Annotated in this window: 13 protein-coding genes and 2 pseudogenes; all 15 read right to left on the bottom strand. The window is 66.7% G+C overall.

Annotated features, from left to right (window positions below):
• Positions 1-165: 165 nt before the first annotated feature.
• Positions 166-2,919, bottom strand: a complete 2,754-nt coding sequence (locus H0W40_RS02955; RefSeq protein WP_292443030.1) for a phosphoenolpyruvate carboxylase — start codon at positions 2,917-2,919, stop codon at positions 166-168.
• A 393-nt stretch (positions 2,920-3,312) separates the two neighbouring features.
• Positions 3,313-4,203: a succinate--CoA ligase subunit alpha gene (gene sucD, locus H0W40_RS02950; protein ID WP_292443028.1), complete on the bottom strand. Its 891-nt coding sequence runs from the start codon at positions 4,201-4,203 to the stop codon at positions 3,313-3,315.
• Between the two features lie 24 nt (positions 4,204-4,227).
• On the bottom strand, positions 4,228-5,388 hold the full coding sequence (locus H0W40_RS02945) for a malate--CoA ligase subunit beta (RefSeq protein ID WP_292443026.1): 1,161 nt from the start codon (positions 5,386-5,388) through the stop codon (positions 4,228-4,230).
• Between the two features lie 229 nt (positions 5,389-5,617).
• Entirely contained in the window at positions 5,618-6,244 is a 627-nt protein-coding gene (gene fchA / locus H0W40_RS02940; protein WP_292443025.1) for a methenyltetrahydrofolate cyclohydrolase, read from the bottom strand.
• Between the two features lie 182 nt (positions 6,245-6,426).
• Entirely contained in the window at positions 6,427-7,290 is an 864-nt protein-coding gene (locus H0W40_RS02935) for an NADP-dependent methylenetetrahydromethanopterin/methylenetetrahydrofolate dehydrogenase (protein WP_292443024.1), read from the bottom strand.
• A 95-nt stretch (positions 7,291-7,385) separates the two neighbouring features.
• Positions 7,386-8,336, bottom strand: a complete 951-nt coding sequence (locus tag H0W40_RS02930; protein WP_292443022.1) for a D-2-hydroxyacid dehydrogenase — start codon at positions 8,334-8,336, stop codon at positions 7,386-7,388.
• 100 nt (positions 8,337-8,436) lie between these two features.
• Positions 8,437-9,684 (bottom strand): aminotransferase class V-fold PLP-dependent enzyme, encoded by a 1,248-nt coding sequence (locus H0W40_RS02925; RefSeq protein WP_292443021.1) that lies wholly within the window; start codon positions 9,682-9,684, stop codon positions 8,437-8,439.
• A gap of 96 nt (positions 9,685-9,780) precedes the next feature.
• On the bottom strand, positions 9,781-11,043 hold the full coding sequence (gene glyA / locus H0W40_RS02920) for a serine hydroxymethyltransferase (RefSeq protein WP_292443019.1): 1,263 nt from the start codon (positions 11,041-11,043) through the stop codon (positions 9,781-9,783).
• A gap of 190 nt (positions 11,044-11,233) precedes the next feature.
• The gene (locus tag H0W40_RS02915; RefSeq protein ID WP_292443018.1) at positions 11,234-12,916 is read right to left on the bottom strand and encodes a formate--tetrahydrofolate ligase; all 1,683 of its coding nucleotides are present in this window, start codon (positions 12,914-12,916) and stop codon (positions 11,234-11,236) included.
• A gap of 38 nt (positions 12,917-12,954) precedes the next feature.
• Positions 12,955-13,353, bottom strand: a pseudogene (locus tag H0W40_RS19990) (fumarylacetoacetate hydrolase family protein); the annotation flags it as partial.
• Between the two features lie 55 nt (positions 13,354-13,408).
• A complete protein-coding gene (locus tag H0W40_RS02910) occupies positions 13,409-14,047 on the bottom strand; it encodes a response regulator transcription factor (RefSeq protein ID WP_292443016.1) in 639 nt (212 codons plus the stop codon).
• Positions 14,048-14,058: 11 nt separating this feature from the next.
• On the bottom strand, positions 14,059-15,435 hold the full coding sequence (locus H0W40_RS02905) for a sensor histidine kinase (protein WP_292443014.1): 1,377 nt from the start codon (positions 15,433-15,435) through the stop codon (positions 14,059-14,061).
• A 312-nt stretch (positions 15,436-15,747) separates the two neighbouring features.
• The gene (locus tag H0W40_RS02900; RefSeq protein ID WP_292443013.1) at positions 15,748-17,085 is read right to left on the bottom strand and encodes an HlyD family type I secretion periplasmic adaptor subunit; all 1,338 of its coding nucleotides are present in this window, start codon (positions 17,083-17,085) and stop codon (positions 15,748-15,750) included.
• A 25-nt stretch (positions 17,086-17,110) separates the two neighbouring features.
• A complete protein-coding gene (locus H0W40_RS02895; protein WP_292443011.1) occupies positions 17,111-18,793 on the bottom strand; it encodes a type I secretion system permease/ATPase in 1,683 nt (560 codons plus the stop codon).
• A 75-nt stretch (positions 18,794-18,868) separates the two neighbouring features.
• Positions 18,869-20,164 (bottom strand): annotated as a pseudogene (locus H0W40_RS02890) (hypothetical protein); the annotation flags it as partial.

The raw sequence follows: 20,164 nt of genomic DNA, 5'->3' as shown, positions 1-20,164 counted from the left end.
CCAGACGGGCAAGGGAGCAATGCGTTCCGCTTCGGAAGGACGGGCTCGTATTGCTCCTTCTCCGCCCGATGGAGAGAGAGCCACTGCCGTCTCGTATTGCTCCCTCTCCCGCGTGCGGGAGAGGGCTGCGGTGAGGGTCGGTGAATCGGCTCGGTCAGCCTCCTTTCAGCCCGTCGCGCCCAGACCGGCGGCGGCGCAGTTGATCGACAGCAGCAAGGCGGTGCGAACCTCCTCCTCGCCGTGCGTGCGCCAGTCGCGCAGCAGTTGCACCTGCTGGCGGCTGACCTGGTTCATCGTTTTGAGGCGCCGTGCGAGGCGGCGCCGGTACTGCGGGAAGCGCTCGGCGATCTGCGAGTCGCCCGACACCTTCAGGATCAACTCGCAGGCGAGCCGGTATTCGTTCTCCACCGCGGCGAAGATCGGCTGGCGCACCGCGTCGTCGGCGACCAGTCCAGCGAATTCCCGTGCGATCTCGAGATCGACCGTGAGCAACGACTTCTCGGCCTCGTCGATCACCAGGCGAAAGAGCCGCGCATCGCGGAACATGCGCCGCAGCAGATCGAGCCCCGCCTCCTTGCGCACGTCGAGAAAAGCCTTCAGCCCGCTCCCGATGCCGTACCAGCCCGGCAGCATGTGCCGGTTCTGCGACCACGAGAACACCCACGGGATCGCGCGCAGGTCGCCCAGCGTCTGTGCCGACGTGCGCCGCGCCGGCCGCGAGCCGATGTTGAGCAGCGACAACTCCTCCAGCGGGCTCGAACCCTGCAGGTAGGCCAGCATGTTCGGGTTCTCCATCAGCTTGCGGTAAGCCGTCCAGGAGGTGCCCGACAACGCCTCCATCGCCTCGTCGAATTCGTGCGTGGGGATCAGCGCCGTCTCGCGCTCGGACTTGAGGATGTGCTCGATCACCGACGAGGCCAGCAACTCCACCTGGTAGTTCGCCGTGCCGCGGTTGGCGTACTTCAGCGAGACAACCTCGCCCTGCTCGGTGGTGCGGAACTGCCCGCGGATGGAGCCGGCCGGCGCCGCCGCGATGGCCCGGCCGGTGGGCGCGCCACCGCGGCTCACCGAGCCGCCGCGGCCGTGGAAGAAGGCGATCTTGACGCCGTGTTCGTGGCCCAGGCGCGTGAGCCCGGCCTGCGCCTTGTTCAGCTCCCAGTTGGCCGCGAAGTAGCCGCCGTCCTTGTTGGAGTCGGAGTAGCCGATCATCACTTCCTGCACGCTTGCGTGCAGGCGCAGAGAGCGCTGCACCAGCGGCACGGCGAGCAGCTCCTTGAGGATGGCGGGAGCGCGCCGCAGATCGGGAATGGTCTCGAGCAACGGCACGATCGGCAGGGTGCAGCGCTCGATGCCCTGTGCGTCGGTGAACAGGCCCGCCTCCTTGGCCAGCAGGTACACGCCCAGCACGTCGGCCGCGTTGTGCGTCATGCTGAGGATCAGCGCGCCGAAGGCCTCGCGGTCGATCTGCTCGCGCATCTGCGCGATCGTGCGAAAGGTGGCGAGCGTCTCGGTGGCGTCGTTCGACAAGCCTTCCAGTTGGCGCAAGCCCTCGCGCGGAGTGGCCAGCTCGTCGAGCAGCCATTGCTTCCACTCGGCGCTCTCGGGGGAGGGCGCCTCCTTGCCCGGCTGCGTGGCACGGAAGATCTCGGCCAGCGTGCCGTTGATGCGGCCGGTGTTCTCGCGAACGTCGAGCCGCACGGTGCTGAAGCGGAACACGCTGACTTCGCGCCTGAGCGGCGCGAGCAGCGAAGCCGCCAGCCGCTCGGCGCCGCCCTTGCACAGCGCGTCATGCATGAGCTCGATGTCGGCTAGCAGTTCGTCGGCGTTCGCATAGCCGGTGCCGCGCGGCGCCGGCTCGTGCTGCTGCGTGCTGGCAATGGACGCATCGAGCCGGTGCAGCATGCAGGCGATGTACTGGCGGAACAGCTCGCCCGGGTTGCGGTGGGCGATCTCCTCGCCCGCGGGCGTGGCGGCCAGCGCTTCGCCGACGGCCGTGCGAAAACTCGGCGGCAGCGGCAGCGTGTTCTCGGAAACGCTGAGGTTGCGGATCAGATCGACCAGCCGCGTGCGGTAGCGGCGCAGGCTGACGAGCCGCGTTTCCCAAAGCGTGCGGCGCGTGACCTCGCTGGTCACGAAGGGGTTGCCGTCGCGGTCGCCGCCGATCCAGGAGCCGAAGCTCATCAGCGTGGGCAGCTCCAGCTTCTCGCCGGGGAACTGCCTGGCGAAGGCGGCTTCGATGCGGCCGTAAAGCTGCGGCAGCACGTCGAACAGGTTCTCGTTGAAGAAGTACAGGCCCCACTGCACTTCCTGATCGACCGTGGGCTTCTCGAGCTTGAGCTCGCCGGTGAGCCACAGCAGCTCGATCTCGTCGCCGATGGCGCGAAACAGTTCCTCGCGTTCGCGCTCGGTCCAGCGCGGGGCTTCGAGGTCCATCAGGCGCAGGTATATGCGGCGGTGGCGCTCGAGTACGGTGACGCGCTTGGCCTCGGTCGGATGCGCCGTGATGACGGGGCGGATGCGGACGCTGCACAGTGCCTCGCGTACTTCATTGGCCCCGATGCCCGCGGCCTTGGCGCTGGCGATGACGTTCGCGAAGGTGCCCTGCACCTGTTCGTAGCCGCGCTCGCGTTCCACCTGGCGGCGCCGGCGCATGTCGCGGTTCTGCTCGGCGATGGCGAGGAGCTGGAACCACAGGGCTTCGGTCTGGATGGTGCGGGCCAGAACGCGCGGGGTCATGGCCGTGGCCGCGCCGTCGCCGCGCAGGGCTGCGGCGACCTCGGGGTCGTAGCGTTCGACCACGCCTAGGAGCGCGGCGCGCAGGAGGTCGGAGCGCGAGAAGCCTTCGACGCCGTCTGCGGTTTGCACCGGTTCGGCGTAGTCGGTCATCGCGGGCGGGGCAGGGTTGGGGGTGGTTGTCATGGTCGAGTCCAAAAAGACGATGTGAGGGCGGGTTCGTGCGCCCAGGCCATCGGATGGCCGACTACGCTCATGTCCGCCGCGCCGGCCTGCGGCCGTCGCTCCTCCTTAACTTCGCTCCGCCGGCCACCCGACGCCCTGGGCAAGACACGCCGGGTTCTTTCGACCGTCGATGCGCCACGACGGTGGTTGATTGGGCCGGCGGGGCGCTCTGCGCAGCGAAGTAGAGGAGGAGGCGCCGCCCGCAGGGCGGCGACGGGGGAGTGAGCCCGGACACGAACAGTCCTGAGGACTGTTTGTGCCTGGCGAACGCCCGGGGCTCTGTCCCCGGGCATGAGCGGAGCAGAGCGCCCCGTCGGTCCGATCCCGGCAGAGCGCCCCGCGAGCTGAGCCACTTCAAGCCGCCTTCTTCAGCGCCTGCGCCACGGTCGATCCCAATTCCGAAGCGCTCGGCGCCACGAACAGGCCATACGACTTCATGATCTCTGACTTCTCCGCCGCCGTATCGCCCACGGCCGAGATGATCGCGCCGGCATGGCCCATGCGTCGCCCCTTGGGCGCAGTCAAACCGGCAACGTAGCCGACCACCGGCTTCGTCATGTTCGCCTTCACCCACGCCGAAGCTTCCGCTTCCTGCGGCCCGCCGATCTCGCCGATCATGATCACGGCCTCCGTCTCCGGGTCTTCCTGGAAGCGCGCGAGGTGGTCGAGGAAGGAGCTGCCGTTGATCGGGTCGCCGCCGATGCCCACGCTGGTGGTCACGCCGATGCCGAGCGCCTTCATCTGCGCAGCCGCTTCATAGCCCAGCGTGCCCGAGCGCGAGACGATGCCGACGTTGCCGCGGATGTAGATGTTGCCCGGCATGATGCCGAGCATGGCCTTGCCGGCGCTGATGATGCCGGCGCAGTTGGGGCCGACCACGGTGGTGCGCAGGTCCTTCGAGTAGCGGCGCAGGTAGCGCTTCACGCGCATCATGTCCTGCGCCGGAATGCCGTCGGTGATGATGCACACGAGCTTCAGGCCCGCGTCGGCCGCTTCCATCAGCGCGTCGGCCGCGAAGGGCGGCGGCACGAAGGCCAGGCTGGCCTCGGCGCCGGTCGCCTTGACCGCTTCCTTCACGGTGTTGAACACCGGCCGGTCGAGGTGCTTCTGGCCGCCCTTACCGGGTGTGACGCCGCCGACCACGTTGGTGCCGTAGGCGATCATTTCCTTGGCGTGGAAGGTGGCCTTGTCGCCGGTGTAGCCCTGCACGATGACGCGCGTTTTTTCGTCGATGAGGATGCTCATGTCTTGTGCTCCGTGTAAGGCGGCTCAGGCGGCCTTGTGGTCGCGTGCGGCGGCAACCGCCTTGTTGGCCGCGTCGGCCAGCGAATCGGCCAGGATGATGGGCAGACCGCACTCGCGCACGATCTTCATGCCTTCATCGACGTTGGTGCCCGCAAGGCGAACAATGAGCGGCACCTTCAGATCCTTGGCCGCCTCCACCACGCCCTGCGCGACCCAGTCGCAGCGGTTGATGCCGGCGAAGATGTTGACCAGGATCGCCTTCACGCCGGGATCGGACAGGACCAGGTTGAATGCCTGGCCCACGCGCTCCGGCGAGGCGCCGCCGCCCACGTCGAGGAAGTTCGCCGGCTCGCCGCCCGCGTACTTGATCATGTCCATCGTCGCCATCGCGAGACCGGCGCCATTGATGATGCAGCCGATGTCGCCCTGCAGCCCGACGTAGTTCAGGCCGTGCTGGCCGGCCTGCGCCTCGCGCGGGTCTTCCTGGGCCACGTCGCGCATTTCGGCGATCTGGCGGCGGCGGAAGATGGCGTTGTCGTCGAAGCTCATCTTCGCGTCGAGCGCGAGCACCTTGCCTTCCTTGGTGACGACCAGTGGATTGATCTCGACCATCGTCGCGTCGAGATCGCGAAAGGCGCGGTAGCAAGCCATGAGGGTGGTTACCGCCTGGCTCACCTGCTTGATGCCCAGGCCCAGGCCGAAGGCGATCTCGCGTGCCTGGAAAGGCTGCAGGCCGACGGCGGGCTCCACCTCGATCTGCATGATCTTGTCGTGGCTGATTTCCTCAATGTCCATGCCGCCCTCGCCGGAGGCGATGACGAGGATGCGCTCCGTCTTGCGGTCGAGCACGAAGCCGAGGTAGATCTCGCGCTCGAAGGGCTCGGCCGCCTCGATGTAGACGCGGTTGCACACCTTGCCCTCCGGCCCGGTCTGGTTGGTGACCAGCTTTTTTCCGAGCAGCTCGCGTGAGATGTCGGCCACCTCGTGGTAGGTGCGGCACAGCTTGACGCCGCCCGCCTTGCCGCGCCCGCCCGAGTGGATCTGCGCCTTGACGGCCCAGTGCCAGCCGCCGAGTTCGGTGGCGACGTACACCGCCTGGTCGGGGCTGTAGGCGACGCCGCCGCGCGGCACCGGAACGCCGAAGCCTGCGAGCAGCTCCTTGGCCTGGTATTCGTGGATGTCCATGCAATGCTCCTGTGATGTGTGTGCGGATCGCCCCTTGCGTGCACGATTGCGGCGGCCGCGCCCCGAGGGGTCGCGGATCCGGGGGCGGCCCGGCATTTCCTTGCGAGATCGCCGGCGGTAAAACGCCGGGGGCCAGGCGTGTCGCGGGAGCGTCTTCTGGACGGAGCGCGACTCGGCTTGCTGCGCATCGCCGTGCTGTGACGGCAATGCGCGGTGGATCGGGCTGTCGTCAGCCCAGCTTGCCGTGCACTTTTGCGTGCACCTGTTCGGTCAGCGGCCCGCATTCGGCGAGCAGCTGTTCGAGTTGCGCGAGTCTGCTTTCGGCGAACTCGCGGTCCTTGATCTGCGGTGCATTGATGTGCACGTTGAGCGCAGCGCTGCGCAGGGCGGCCCAGCCGGCCAGCACACCCACGCCCACGTCGCTGATGACGTTGACATTGCCCACTTCGACGGAGCGGGCCGTCAGACGCAACACCTCGGCGCAGGCCACGGCGCAGTCGAGCGGCACTTGCGTTGCACCCTGCAGGCCCTTCTGGATGGCGGCGCTGCGCGCGGCCTTTTCAGCATCGGTTCCCTTGGGCAGCTTGTAGCCGGCCATGAGCCAGTCGAAGGCGGCGATGTCTTGCGGAACCATCTCGAGCAAGCGCGCGCGCAAGGCCTCGGCTTCGCCGAGCACCGACTTCATCTCGGCTTCGGCGCTTTCATAGCCCTTTTTGCCGATGGTCAAGTTGCACACCATGCTCACGAGCGCGGCAGCCATCGCGCCCATGACGGCCGCAGCGCTGCCGCCGCCGGGCGTGGCGTTGCCGCTGGCGAGGGCGTCGAGGAAGGCTTCGGTGGAGAGGTCGGTGATCATGGTTGAGCCCTGGCGAAAGTTACTTGAACGTCATGGTGCGGGTCATGCCAACAGTCCGGCTTGTATTGCTCCCTCGCCCCTTTGGGGAGAGGGCTGGGGTGAGGGGCGTTCCGGCCGGGCCCTCACCCCAACCCTCTCCCAGAGGGAGAGGGGGCAATACCGAGAGTGCTTCTGGTCCGAGTTCATTTCTCCACCATCGGCTTTGCAATGGCATAGATCTCTTCGGCATCGAGCATCAGATCGTTCTGCTCGAATAGCTTCGCAATGCAGGCCCGCTGCAAACTGATCTTCAGCGCCCCGAAGCCGATGGCGCCGAAGACGGTTTTGCCGTGGCGCTCCTTGCCCTTGTCCATCATGTCGATGCCTTCGATGCCGAGCGTGGGCGTCGCGTTGGCATCGGACAGCAGCTCGAGCGTGGCGTTGCTTTCCCAGTGCCGCTCCTCGAGCAACTGCACGCCGGCCGCGCCCGTGGCAAAGACGATCTGCGCGCCTTCTATCGCCTTTGCGCGCGCCTCGTTGTCGGCCGCAACCGCCGTGGCTACTTCTATCTTGAAGCGCTGCTGGATCGCCTGCGCCGCGGCCTGCGCGCGCTCGGCACTGCGCGAGGTGATCGTCACTTGGCAGCCTTCGCGGGCGAGCATCACCGCGGCGCGCTGGCCGACCGGCCCGGTGCCGGCCAGCACCACCGCGCGCTTGCCTTTCAGCGAGCGGCCATGCGCCAGCCACGCCACACCGGCGGCGGCGGTGGTGTTGGAGCCGTTGCTGTCGAGCATGACGGAGACGCGGAAGTTGGAGAAGAACTTCTTTTTCACCGCTTGGAAGAGCAGCTCGCCCTCGGCCATGCTGCTGCCGCCGACCGTGATGGCGGTGAACTTCTTGTCCTTGGGAGAGCGCGTGAAGATGGTGCCTTCGACCAGCGGGCCGACGTTGTCGGGCGTCACGCCGCCGTAGGCCGAGACGTGATCGGCGCCGCCGTCGTAGGAGACGACGTTGTCGAACACCGAGGGGTGCAGGTCGGTGTCGAGTTGGTAGAGAAGCTTCTTCATCGTCTTGTCTCCTTCCTCATCTCTGTCTGCAAAAGGATTCTTCTTCTTGCCCTCTCTCCCTCTGGGAGAGGGAGTAATACCGGGAAGGGCTTGATTCAGGTCACGAGGTGCTGCGGCTTGCCGGCGACCCAAAGTTCGATGTTGTCGATCAACTGATCGGCCAGAAACTGCATCGCCCCGTCCGACGCCCAGGCCACGTGCGGCGTGAGGATGAAGTTGGACCGCCGCACGTCGAGCAGCGGGTGGCCGTTCTTCGGCGGCTCGGTGGTCAGCACATCGAAGCCGGCGCCGGCGATCAGGCCTTCTTCGAGCGCCTGGATCAGTGCAGCTTCATCGACCAGCCCGCCACGCGCCGTGTTGATGAGCAGCGCATTGCGCTTCATCTTGCGAAACTGCTCGATGCCGATGATGTTCTTCGTGTCCGGGGTGAGCGGGCAGTGCAGGGAGATCACGTCCGACTCGGCCAGCACCTGATCCATCGGCGTGAACTCCACGCCCTCCATCTTGGGCGGCGCGTGATCGGCGAACAGCACCTTCATGCCGAAGCCGCGCGCGATCTTGGCGGTGCCCTGGCCGAGCGCGCCCTCGCCGATGATGCCCAGCGTCGCGCCGAACAGATCGCCGATGTCGTGGGTGAAGAAGCAGAACTGATCGCTCTTTTGCCACACGCCGTTTTCCACATCCTGCCGGTAGGCAATGATGTTGCGGCGCAGGGCGAGGATGAGCGCGAAGGCATGCTCCGGCACCGTGTGCACGGCGTAGTTGCGGATGTTGGCCACCGCGATGCCACGCTTCTTGCAAGCTGCTACGTCCACCACGTCGTAGCCGGTGGCAGCCACGGCAATCATCTTCAGGTCGGGCAGTTGCGCGAGCGCTTCCTCGCGCAGCGGCACCTTGTTGGTGATCGCGACGGAGGCACCCTTCAGCTTGGCGACCACTTCATCGGCCGAGGTCTTCGCGTGCTCGGTGTAGGCACTGTCGAAGTTGAGCTTGCGCACCTTCGCCTTGAGCGAATCGCGGTCCAGGAAAACGACCGAATGACTCATGACTGCTCCTCGTTTGCTTCGTTGCGCGAACTACCGCCGAGGCCCGCGACGGGCCTCGGCGTGGCCGTCGCGTTCGCGGCGATCACTGATGTCTTGCGGCTCACCGAGCGCCTTCGTTCGATCCCGTCGATTGCGAGGCGTACACCACTTCGCTGCGCGCGACCTTGCGCTTGGGGATCATGTCGTTGCTGCGCCAGTAGCGCTGCGCCGCGGCCACGCCGCTGCCCGGCTCGATCTTGATGCCCACGTCCATCATGGCCATCTCCGAGCCGGCAATGGCGCCGAGCACCATCAGCTCGTTCAGATCGCCCATGTGGCCGATGCGGAACAGCTTGCCGGCCACCTTGGACAGGCCCGCGCCCAGCGAGAGGTTGTAGCGGCGGAAGGCCACGTCGATCACGTGCGCACCGTTGATGCCCTCGGGGACCATGATGGCCGAGACGGTGTCGGAGTACCACTTCGGGTCCTTGGCGCAGAGCTTCAGCTCCCAGCCTTCGGTCACCGCAGCGCGCACGCCGTTGGCCAGGTAGGCGTGGCGGGCGAAGATGTTCTCCAGGCCTTCTTCCATCAGCATGGTCAGCGCTTCGCGCAAGCCGTAGAGCAGGGGCAGGGAAGGCGTGTAGGGGAAGTAGCCGGTTTCGTTGGAGCGGATCATGTCGCCCATGTCGAAGAAGCAGCGCGGCTGCTTCGACGTTTCGCGCGCCTTCAGCGCCTTGGGGCTCATGCACACGATGCCCAGGCCGGCCGGCAGCATGAGGCCCTTTTGCGAACCGGCGACGCAGGCGTCGACACCCCATTCGTCCATGCGGAAGTCGATGCAGCCCAGGCCGCTGACGGAGTCGACCATCAGCAGGGCAGGGTGCTTGGCGCCGTCCATGGCCTTGCGAAGCGCGGCGATGTCGCTGGTCACGCCCGTGGCGGTTTCGTTGTGCGTGGCAAGCACCGCCTTGATCTTGTGCTCCTTGTCCTTGGCCAGGATCTCGGCGTACTTCTCGATCGGCACGCCTTCGCCCCATTCGCAATCGACCACTTCGACCTGGAAGCCCAGGCGCGTGACCATGTCGATCCACAGATGGCTGAACTGACCGAAGCGCGAGGCGAGCACCAGATCGCCGGGCGAGAGCGTGTTGGTCAGCGCGGCTTCCCAGCCGCCTGTGCCCGTCGAGGGAAAGATCACCGGCGTGCCGGCCTCGGTCTTGAAGATCTTCTTCAGGTCGGCGAGCACCGCGCGGGTGAGGTCCGGAAACTTGGACGAGCGGTGGTCTTCCATCGAGACGACCATCGCGCGCTGAACGCGCTCGGGGACGTTGGTGGGTCCGGGGACGAAAAGGAAATTACGACCGGCCATGATGAGCTCCTCTGAAAAGTGATTCGGTTGATGGGTCGCGGCGCGTGAAGCGCGGCGCGACCTGGATCGGAATAAGCGTGACGCTGGTTCGAGCTTTCAGCTGTGCTGCGTCGGCCCGTAGACCGGCAGCCGCGCGCAAAGCTCCTGAACCTCGCCGGCGACGCGGGTGATGACCGCATCGTCTTCGGGGGCCTCCAGCACGTCGGCCATCAGCGTGGCGATCTGCGACGCTTCTGCCACCCCGAACCCGCGCGTCGTGAGCGCAGGCGTGCCGATGCGGATGCCGCTGGTGACGAACGGCTTTTCCGGATCGTTGGGGATCGCATTCTTGTTGACCGTCATGTGCGCGCGGCCGAGCACGGCTTCCGCCGCCTTGCCGGTGATCTTCTTGGCGCGAAGGTCGAGCAGGAACAAATGGCTGTCGGTGCCGCCCGAGACGATGCGCAGGCCGCGCTCGGTGAGCGTGGCGGCCATCGCCTTGGCATTGGCCTTGACCTGTTGCTGATAGGTCTTGAAATCGGGTTGCGCGGCCTCGAAGAAGGCATAGGCCTTGGCGGCGATCACGTGCATGAGCGGGCCGCCCTGGATGCCGGGGAAGATCATCGAGTTGAGCGGCTTCTCGAACTCGGCGCTCGAAAGGATGACGCCGCCGCGCGGGCCGCGCAGCGTCTTGTGCGTGGTCGAGGTGACGAAGTGGGCGATGCCAACCGGGCTCGGGTATTCGCCGGCCGCGATCAGGCCGGCGTAGTGCGCCATGTCGACCAGCAGGTAGGCACCCACACCGTCGGCAATGTCGCGAAAGCGCTGCCAGTCGATCACGCGCGAGTAGGCCGACGCCCCCGCGATGATCATCTTCGGCTTGTGCTCCTGGGCGAGCGCTTCGACCTGCGCGTAGTCGATGGTCTCGTTCTCCGGCTCGAGGCCGTAGGACACCGACTTGTAGAGCTTGCCGCTGAAGTTGACCGAGGCGCCGTGCGTGAGGTGGCCGCCGTGCGCGAGCGACATGCCCAGAATCGTGTCGCCCGGCTTGAGCATGGCCATGTACACGCCCGCATTGGCCTGCGAGCCGGAGTGCGGCTGCACGTTGGCGTACTCCGCGCCGAACAGCGCCTTGACGCGGTCGATGGCCAGTTGCTCGGCCACATCGACGAACTCGCAGCCGCCGTAGTAGCGCTTGCCGGGGTAGCCCTCGGCGTACTTGTTCGTGAGTACGGAGCCCTGGATGGCGAGCACGCCGGGGCTGACGTAGTTCTCCGACGCGATCAGCTCGACGTGGTCTTCCTGGCGCTGCAGCTCTTGCTGCATGGCCTTCCACAGGGCCGGGTCGCGGTCTGAAACCAGTTGGCGGGGATCGAACATCTTGTCTCCTCTTATATGTTTGACGTTGCCGTTACTTCAGCGGCTTTGCCTCAGTCTATTCCTGAAAGATCGGCGGATATAGGTTTCTGGAAGCACAAGTGACTCGCTGAAAACGGTGGAATCTGGCTTGGCTCCTCTCCCCTCTGGGGAGAGAGGGAGAGGGAGCAAAGTGACCGTCTCCATTTGTCTTTCAGAACAGTCCGACGACCTTGCCGTTGTCATCGAGATCAATCTTCTCGGCCGAGGGCACCTTGGGCAGGCCCGGCATGGTCATGATGTCGCCGCACACCATGACGATGAACTCGGCGCCGGCCGCCAGCCGCACTTCGCGGATGTTCAGGGTGTGGCCGGTCGGCGCACCGCGTGCGGTGGCGTTGGTGGAGAAGGAGTACTGCGTCTTCGCCACGCACACCGGGTAATGGCCGTAGCCGTCTTCCTGCAGCTTCTTGATCTGGGTCGCGACCTTGGCTTCCGCGCTCACGCCGGCGGCACCGTAGATCTTGGTGGCAATGGCGGTCACCTTCTCCATCAAGGTGGCCGACTCTTCGTAGACGAACTTGCAGGTCGAGCCGCCTTGCTGCTTGTCGAGAATCTCCACCACCTTGCGGGCCACGTCCTCGGCGCCCTTGCCGCCCTCGGCCCAGTGCCGCGCGACGATCACCGGCGCATCGTGCTTGGCCATGCGGTCCTGCAGCAGTTTCAGCTCAGCGGGCGTGTCGAAGGTGAAGTTGTTGATCGCCACCACGCAGGGCAGGCCGTAGTGCTCGCGGATGTTGAAGACGTGCTTCTCCAGGTTGGCCACACCTTTCTCGAGCGCCCCGAGGTTCTCGGTGTTCAGTTCCTTCACGTCCACGCCGCCGTGGTACTTGAGGGCGCGGATGGTGGCGACGATCACCACCACGTCCGGCCGCAGGCCCGACTTGCGGCACTTGATGTCGATGAACTTCTCGGCCCCCAGGTCGGCGCCGAAGCCGGCTTCTGTGACCACGTAGTCGGCGAGCTTCAGGCCCGTCTGCGTGGCGATCACGGAATTGCAGCCGTGCGCGATGTTGGCGAAGGGGCCGCCGTGCAGGATGGCGGGGTTGTTCTCCAGCGTCTGCACGAGGTTGGGCTTGAGGGCGTCCTTGAGCAGCACCGCCATCGCGCCGTGCGCCTTGAGGTCGCGCGCGGTCACCGGCTTTTGCGCCTTGGTGTATCCGACGACGATGTTGCCCAGGCGCTGCTTCAGATCTTTGAGCGAAGTGGCCAGGCAGAAGATCGCCATCACCTCCGAGGCAACCACGATGTCGAAGCCGTCTTCGCGCGGATAGCCGTTGCCGGGGCCGCCGAGCGAGCACGTTATGTCGCGCAGCGCGCGGTCGTTCATGTCGAGCACGCGCTTCCAGGCGATGCGGCGCACGTCGATGTCGAGTTCGTTGCCGTGGTGGATGTGGTTGTCCAGCAGGGCGGCCAGCAGGTTGTTGGCGAGCTGAATGGCGTTGAAGTCGCCGGTGAAGTGCAGGTTGATGTCTTCCATCGGCACCACCTGCGCGTAGCCCCCGCCCGCCGCGCCGCCCTTCATGCCGAACACGGGCCCGAGCGAAGGCTCGCGCAGGCAGCACAGCGCCTTCTTGCCGATGCGGTTGAGCGCGTCGCCCAGGCCCACCGTGGTGGTGGTCTTGCCTTCGCCGGCCGGCGTGGGGCTGATGGCGGTGACGAGGATCAGCTTGCCGTTGGGCTTGTCCTTCAACGAGTCGACATAGTCGAGCGAGAGCTTGGCCTTGTAGTGGCCGTAGGGTTCCAGGTGCTCATCGGCGATGCCGAGCTTTTCGCTCGCGACCTTCGTGATGCGTTCGAGGGTTGCCGCCTGGGCGATGTCGATGTCGGAAGCCATGCCTTTTCGTCTCCTGCAGATGTGTTTTCGGGAAATCTTCAGCCGACGATGTTGACGCGCACGGGAACGCTCGTCCATCGAAACCTCGATGCGCAACCGGCTTTTAGGGAAGAGCGTGTCGGCCAGCGGTAAATCTGGCGTTCGTATCCGGAGACGGTGGTGCGCAGGGTGGGGCGCGCCGCGTCGAAATCCGTGTCGATGGGGCAAGAGCCGTCGAAGCCTCGGCGCGTCCATTGAGCACAAGCTCGGGTCGCGCGGCAGGGCTCCATCGTGGTCGCATCGTCGGCGTGTGGCCGGAGATGCATGGCTTGACAAGCCGGCGCCACAGTGCGGGCACGCCTGGCAACCACGATCTGGAGTTCGCCCTCGTAGGCGACGCACCCATCGTAGCCGGGCGGCCGGGAAATCACTGCACCGTGGGGCGCAAAACTGTCCGGCGCTTTCGGGAACTAAAGCGGCTCTGTGCAGCGCGGCCTTCGGCCTCGCGCCGGTTCACTTCACAAGACTGTGCTCGGCGGCGTAGCGCGCCAGTTCCACATTGCTGCGCACCCCCAGCTTCGTCAACAGGCGCGTGCGGTAGGTGCTGACGGTCTTGGCGCTCAGGTTCAGCGTCTGGGCGATCTGCGAGACCGTGTGCCCGTTGGCAATGCCGCGCAGCACCGTGAACTCCCGGTCCGACAAAACTTCGTTGATCGTGTCCAGCGGCTTGGCGCTCAGATTGCGAGCCAGCGCCCCCGCCAGCGCGGCACTGATGTAGGTGCCGCCATTGGCGACCAGGCGAACGGCCGTGATCAGCTGCTCCGGTGCGCTTTGCTTGTTGAGATAGCCCGCGGCCCCGGCCTTCAGTGCGCGCATGGCGAACTGCTCCTCCGGGAACATGCTGAGGATGAGCACGGAGAGGTCGGGGTGGTCGAGCTTGGCGCGCTTGAGCACGTCGAGCACGTTCTGGCCCGGCATGTCCAGGTCGAGCACCAGCACGTCCCAGTGCTCCTCGCGGAGCAACTGCGCCACGCGCGCGCCGTTCTCCGCCTCGCCGATCGCTTCGACCTCGGCCATCTCGCCGAGCAGGCGCCGCAAGCCGAAACGAAGGATCGCGTGGTCGTCGGCGATCAGCAGCCTGAGCCGGCTCATGCTCCCTCGGGCTAGGCTGGCGGCAAGGACAAGCGCACCGTCGTGCCGCGACCGGCGGGCGCAGCGATTGAAACCTCGCCGCCCACCGAGCGGGCGCGTTCACGCATGCTCAGCAGGCCGAACGAGCACGGATCGAGCAACTCGGCGTTGGCGATGCCGCGGCCGTCGTCGGACACCTCGATGACGAGCCGGCCGTCTTCCACGCGCACGAAGAGTTTGACCTTGCGGGCACCGGCATGGCGCGCCACGTTCGTCAGCGCCTCTTCGACGATCCGAAACGCCGCGGTCGACGCTGCGGCCGAAATGCCGGGCAGCCCGTCGGCTAGCACCAGACGGCAGGGCGTGAGCGTGAGCTGCTCGAACTGCCGGGCCTTCCAGCGCAGCGCTTCCAACAAGCCGAGCTGTTCGAGCGGGAAGGGCCGCAACGCCGCGATCACGGCCTGCACGGACTTCAGCGCCGAATCCACCATGTCGGTGGCGGCCCGGCGCGACCACGGCTTGTGAACGCCGTCGATCGGCCCGCTGCCGAGCGTTCCGGACAACTCGAGCTTGAGCGCCGTAAGCGTCGAGCCGAGTTCGTCGTGAACGTCGCGGGCGATGCGCAGCCTTTCCTCCTCCCGGGCCGCCTCGATGCGTGCCGAATGCTGGCTCAGCGCTTCGTTGGCCGCCTGCAGCTCTTCGGTGCGCTCGCGCACCGAACGTTCGAGATGCTCATTGGTGAAAGCCAGCTTGCCGGCCACCTCGTCCTGGGCGGCGAAGCTTCGGCGGATCAGCCCCAGCAGCAGCAGCCCGGACACCGTGGCGATGACACCGATCAGTACCGCATCGTCGTGCAGGTGCCGAAAGCCGGCGGTTTCAGCCGCCTTCCCGCGCTCGACGTCGAGAGTCTGCCGTTGCACCATGCCGTCGATCAGGTTGGTGAGCTCGCCGATGGTTGGCGCCCGATCGGCGAGGCCCGCAATTGCCGCGGGCAAGACAGTCAGCTGCTGGGCCGCCAGGGCAACCGGCTTCGGCTCGTCGGGCCTCAGCGTTCTGACCAGTTGATCCAGGCACTGAAGCTCTGCACGCCACTGCGGTCCTGACGCGCGGCCCTGCGCGCTGCCCTGAGCGTTCGCAGCCAGGGCGGGGCTCGAGCCGACAGGTGCGAAGGCATGGCCGATTGGCGCTCTCGGCCAGGGCGCGTGGCATTCGTCGCGCTGAATCTCTGCCAGCTCGGTGGCGAGTTGCGACGTCTCGACGATGGCGGCATACGCCCGGTCGATGTCGGTGGAGTGCTGTTCGACGCCCTTGACCATGCGCAAGGTCAGCATGCTCATCGTGACGAACAGGGCGCCGATGACGCCCAGCGTCAGATAGGTTGCGATCTTGAATGCCGTGGTCGCGCGCATGGCACTGCCCAATGTTGGACTGTCGATGCTGTCGCGGTGCGGCGCTCGAGGGGCCACTACACCGCAGCAACGGGCCATCGACGTTCACTCACTGCGCGGCTACGAAATACTAGCTCACCAAGCTTTCATCATGGAACAAATTAACGCCGCTTCAAGCCGCGTCCCGTGTCTCTGCACCCTTCGAATAAGGGGGTCGGTACAGATTCATACAGGCGCTGAACGCCGGTTGATTTCGTCATCGGGCGCCGATGCGCGGGAGCGCCGTTTGCTTCACGGGCCGCCCTTTACCTCGGCTGCCCGGCGACGAGGTCGCTACATCTGGCGTGCCGCCTTGCGCAGCGTCGAGGTGATCGGCTCGGCCAGGTACTGGAAGGGCGTTTGCTGTATGCCCTGGATGTACACCTCGGCCGGCATGCCTGCCTGCAGCTTGAGGTCGGCGACCGCACCGACCGATTCGGCATCGGCGGCAATGGTCACGCTGTAGTAGGGCGCGCCATCGGTCTTGTCGGTGAGCCGGTCGGCCGAAACGTAGGTCACCCGGCCCGTCACCATGGGCATGTTGCGGTGCTTGAAGGCGGTGAACTTGATGCGCGCTGGCTGACCGTGCTCGACGTTGTTCAACTCCTGCGGCGAGATCCGCGCCTCGATCACGAGTTGAGTGTCGATCGGCACGATCTCGGCGATCGACTCGCCCGGTCTGACCACCGCGCCGGGCGAGGAGAACTTGAGGTCGATCACGTCGCCGCTGGCTGGCGCCGTGACCACCTGACGGGTGGCGGCGTCCTCGGTCTTGCGCAGTTCCTGCTCGAGTTCGCCGAGCCGCGCCGACACCGTCTGCAACTGGTCGCTCGCTGCCTGCGTGTACTGGTTGCGTGCCGACTGCATCTTGAGGTCGCTGTCGACCAGCCGTTGCTGAGCCCGGGCTAGCTCCGAGCGTCGCTCCTCGAGCTGCGAGGCGTAATCGGCGACGGTGGCCTCCGCCTGCCCGACCCGGGTTTGCGAGATGAAGCCCTCCGCGAGCAGACCTTGGCTGCGCTCGAGATCGCGCTGCTGGAGGGCGAGCGAAGTCTGCGCCTTCCCGATCTGCGCGTGCAAGGCACCGATCTCCGACTGCACCCGCAGCCGCTGCGTGACCAGCAGAGCCCTTTCGCTCAGCAGCGAATGGCGCCGTGCGTCGAACAGCGTCTGTTCCTTCTCGACGACCCGGGCGACGCGGACGTCCTCTGTCGCCGCAGCAAGCAGCTCGTCGCCGAAATCCGGCGTCCGCGCGAAGGTTTGCTCCGCCACCAGCCGGGCGAAGGTGGCCTGCTCGACGTGCAGGCGCAGGCGCAGGCGGTTGCGGTCGGCGTCGACGCCCACATCGCCCAGCACCAGCACCGGGTCGCCGGCCTTGACGCGCTGCCCGTCGCGCACCAGCACCGAGCGGACGATGCCGCCCTCCAGGTGCTGCACCGGTCGCCGGTTGAGGTCGACCTTCACGAACGCGGGCGCCACCACCGCCATCGACAGCGGGGCCAGCGCAAGCCAGGCGCCGATCGGCAGCACGGCGCCGCAGACGATGGCCAGGCCGGCGCGGCGCAGTCTGCGCGCGTGCTCGCTGTTGCTGCGAGGGCGAAAGGGGACGGGCAAGCTGTGGATGGCGGCGGTCATGGAGAGTCTTCCCGTTGTCGATAGATCAGGCGGCCTGTTCGGCCACGGCAACCTGCGCTTCGCGCTGCATCGTCTTCATCACCTCGCCGGCCGGTCCGAACCGCTTCACGCGGCCGGCCTCGAGCACGAGGATCTTGTCGACATGCGCGATCAGCGACGGCCGGTGCGTCACGACCACCGAGGTCACACCCTCGCGGCGCAGCGCGCCGAGGGCGTGCGCCAGCGCGATTTCGCCGGCGCCGTCGAGGTTGGAGTTCGGCTCATCCAGCACAACCAGCCGCGGGTTGCCGTACAGCGCACGGGCCAGCGCGATGCGTTGGCGCTGGCCGGGCGAAAGGCGCAGGCCCTGCTCGCCCACTTGCGTTTCGTAGGCCTGCGGCAGCGTCAGGATCATGTCGTGCACGTTGGCGCGCCGCGCTGCCGCGATCACGGCCTCGGAGTCGATCTCGCCCAGCCGCGCAATGTTGTCGGCCACCGTGCCGTCGAACAGCTCGACGTCCTGCGGCACATAGCCGATCAGCGGGCCCAGGTCTTCTCGCGGCCAGGTGGCTACGTCGGCACCGTCGAGCCGCACACTGCCGCTGGTCGGGCGCCACACGCCGGTGATCAAGCGGGCCAGCGTCGATTTGCCGGCCGCGCTCGGGCCGACCACGGCGACCGCTTCGCCGGCTTCCAAACTCACCGCGACGTTGAACAGCACCACCTGGTCCGTGCCGGCGACGCGATAGGAGGCCATGTCGACGACCAGCCGGCCCTCGGGGCAGGGCAGCGTGACGTGCGGCGCCTCGGGCTCGAACTGCTTCGAGAGCTCCGCCAGGCGCCGGTAGGCGGCCCTGCCTTCGGTCAGCGTGCGCCAGGTCGACACGAGCTGCTCGATCGGTTGCACGGCGCGGCTAAGCAGGATGGTCGTGGCGATCATCACGCCGGGCGAGGCGCGTCCGGTCAGGACCAGCCAGGCGCCCAAGCCGAGCATGAGGATCTGGATCGCCTGGCGCATGAAGCGCGTCCCGGCGGCAAAGGCCACCGTGCTGCGGCCAGCGGCGGTCTGCAGGGCGGCCAGCCGGTCCTGCGCGTGTTGCCAGCGAGCGAGGAGCCGCTGCGTCATGCCGAGTGCTTGCAGCACCTCGGCATTGCGCAGGGAGCTGTCGAGGTACTGCGAGGCGCGCCGGCTGTCCTTTTGCAGCGCCTCGAGCGGACCGCGGCTGAGCAGGTCGTTGAGCCAGGCCAGCATCAGCATGCACACCGCCGCGACGGCCGCGCCGATGCCGAGCAGCGGGTGGAAAGCCCAGATCACCATCACGTAGAAGACGACCCACGGTGCGTCGAACAGCGCGATGAGGCCGTTGGTCATGAACACGGCGCGCAGCGCGGAAATGTCGCGCAGGCCTTCTGCCTGTGCGGCGTGCGGCCTGCGAGCCGACTGGACGACGATGGCCTGCACGACGGGCGGCGAAAGCCGTTCGTCGACCAGGCCGCCCAGCACGTTCTGCAGCCGGTTGCGGACGTAGTCGAGCACCAGCAGGATGAGGAGCGCCCCGACGGTGCCCACCAGCAACACCACGAGCGTGTCCTGGCTGTTGCTCGGAATCACTCGGTCGAACACCTGCAGCATGAAGATCGCAGGCACCAGAAACAGCAGGTTGATGACGAACGAGAACGCCGCCATGCCGGCCAGCATGGGGCGCAGTTCGCTCCACAGGGATTTCATTTCATTCCTCCTTGATCGGACATGCGGTGCGCGTCGCTTGCAACGCCGCGCACCGCTGGCCGCTTTTCGCTTGGTTCAGCCCAGAATGAAATCGCCGCCGGTGAGGGAGACCGTCTCGTGGTCGGCAAGCCCGACCAGCAGGATCGAATCCTCCGTTCCCAGCATCGTGATCAAGGTGTCGGCACCGGCGTCGGTGATGGACACCCGGCTCGCGAAGCTCTCGATGGTGATATCCGACGCGCCTGTGTAGGCCGAAAAGTCGATCAGGTCTTGCGTGGCCGCGTCTCCCCCTTCGGCGTCGAAGCCGATCACCCGGTCGTCGCCGAAACCCGGTGCCCTGAACACGAGGACGTCGTTGCCGAGGCTGACATTGAGCGTGTCGTTGCCGCCGGCGCCCTCGAGCCGGTCGTCGCCGCCGGCCCCGCTGATTGCGTTGTTGCTCGAGTTGCCGGTGATCACGTTGTTCAGCTCGTTGCCGGTCCCGTTGGTGGCATTGCCGATCATCGTGAGGTTCTCGATGTTGGCGCCGAGCGTGCGGGTGACGGTGCTGCGCACGGTGTCGATGCCGCCGCCTTCGGCCGTCGTCTCGGTGGTCACGTCGCCGGCCGTGTTGACGAAGTAGGTGTCGTCACCGAGCCCGCCGATCATGGTGTCGATGCCGTTGCGTCCGTCCAGCACGTTGTTGCCGCTGTTGCCGGTGATGATGTTGTCGACAGAGTTGCCGGTGCCGTTGATGTCGGCGGTGCCGGTCAGGGTGAGATTGGGCCCTTCGCCAGTGGCCAGGGTGTAGCTCGTGTCGCTGAAGACCGTGCTTCCGTCCGGAGGTGGGGGCGGTGGCGGCGGTGGCGGCGGCGGAGGCGGGGGCGGGGGCGGGACCCCGGCGCCGCCATTGACGATGAAGTCGGCGATGCTCACATTGGCCGGGGCGATGCCGGCCAGCGTGATCGTGCCGCCGTCGGCGACGGTGACGACGGTATCGAGGCCGTTGGCGGCCAGCGCGAAGCTCACGTTGCCCTCGAAGGTGTCCGGGGTGATGGCGGCGAAGCTGCGCAGATCGATCAAGTCCTGCAGGGCGGCCGTATCGCCTTCGGCGTCGAAGCCTATGACGCGGTCGGCACCGAAGCCGGCTGCCACGACGATCGTGTCGTTGCCGAGGCTGACATTGAGCGTGTCGTTGCCGCCGGCGCCCTCGAGCCGGTCGTCGCCGCCGGCCCCGTTGATGGTGTTGTTGCTCGAGTTGCCGATGATCACGTTGTTCAGCTCGTTGCCGGTCCCGTTGGTGGCATTGCCGATCATCGTGAGGTTCTCGATGTTGGCGCCGAGCGTGCGGGTGACGGTGCTGCGCACGGTGTCGATGCCGCCGCCTTCGGC

It is taken from the genome of Methylibium sp. (assembly GCF_013817345.1).
Taxonomy (GTDB): domain Bacteria; phylum Pseudomonadota; class Gammaproteobacteria; order Burkholderiales; family Burkholderiaceae_C; genus Methylibium.
Note: the sequence above shows the minus strand (reverse complement) of the source record. Positions and strands in the feature narration are given on the sequence as shown.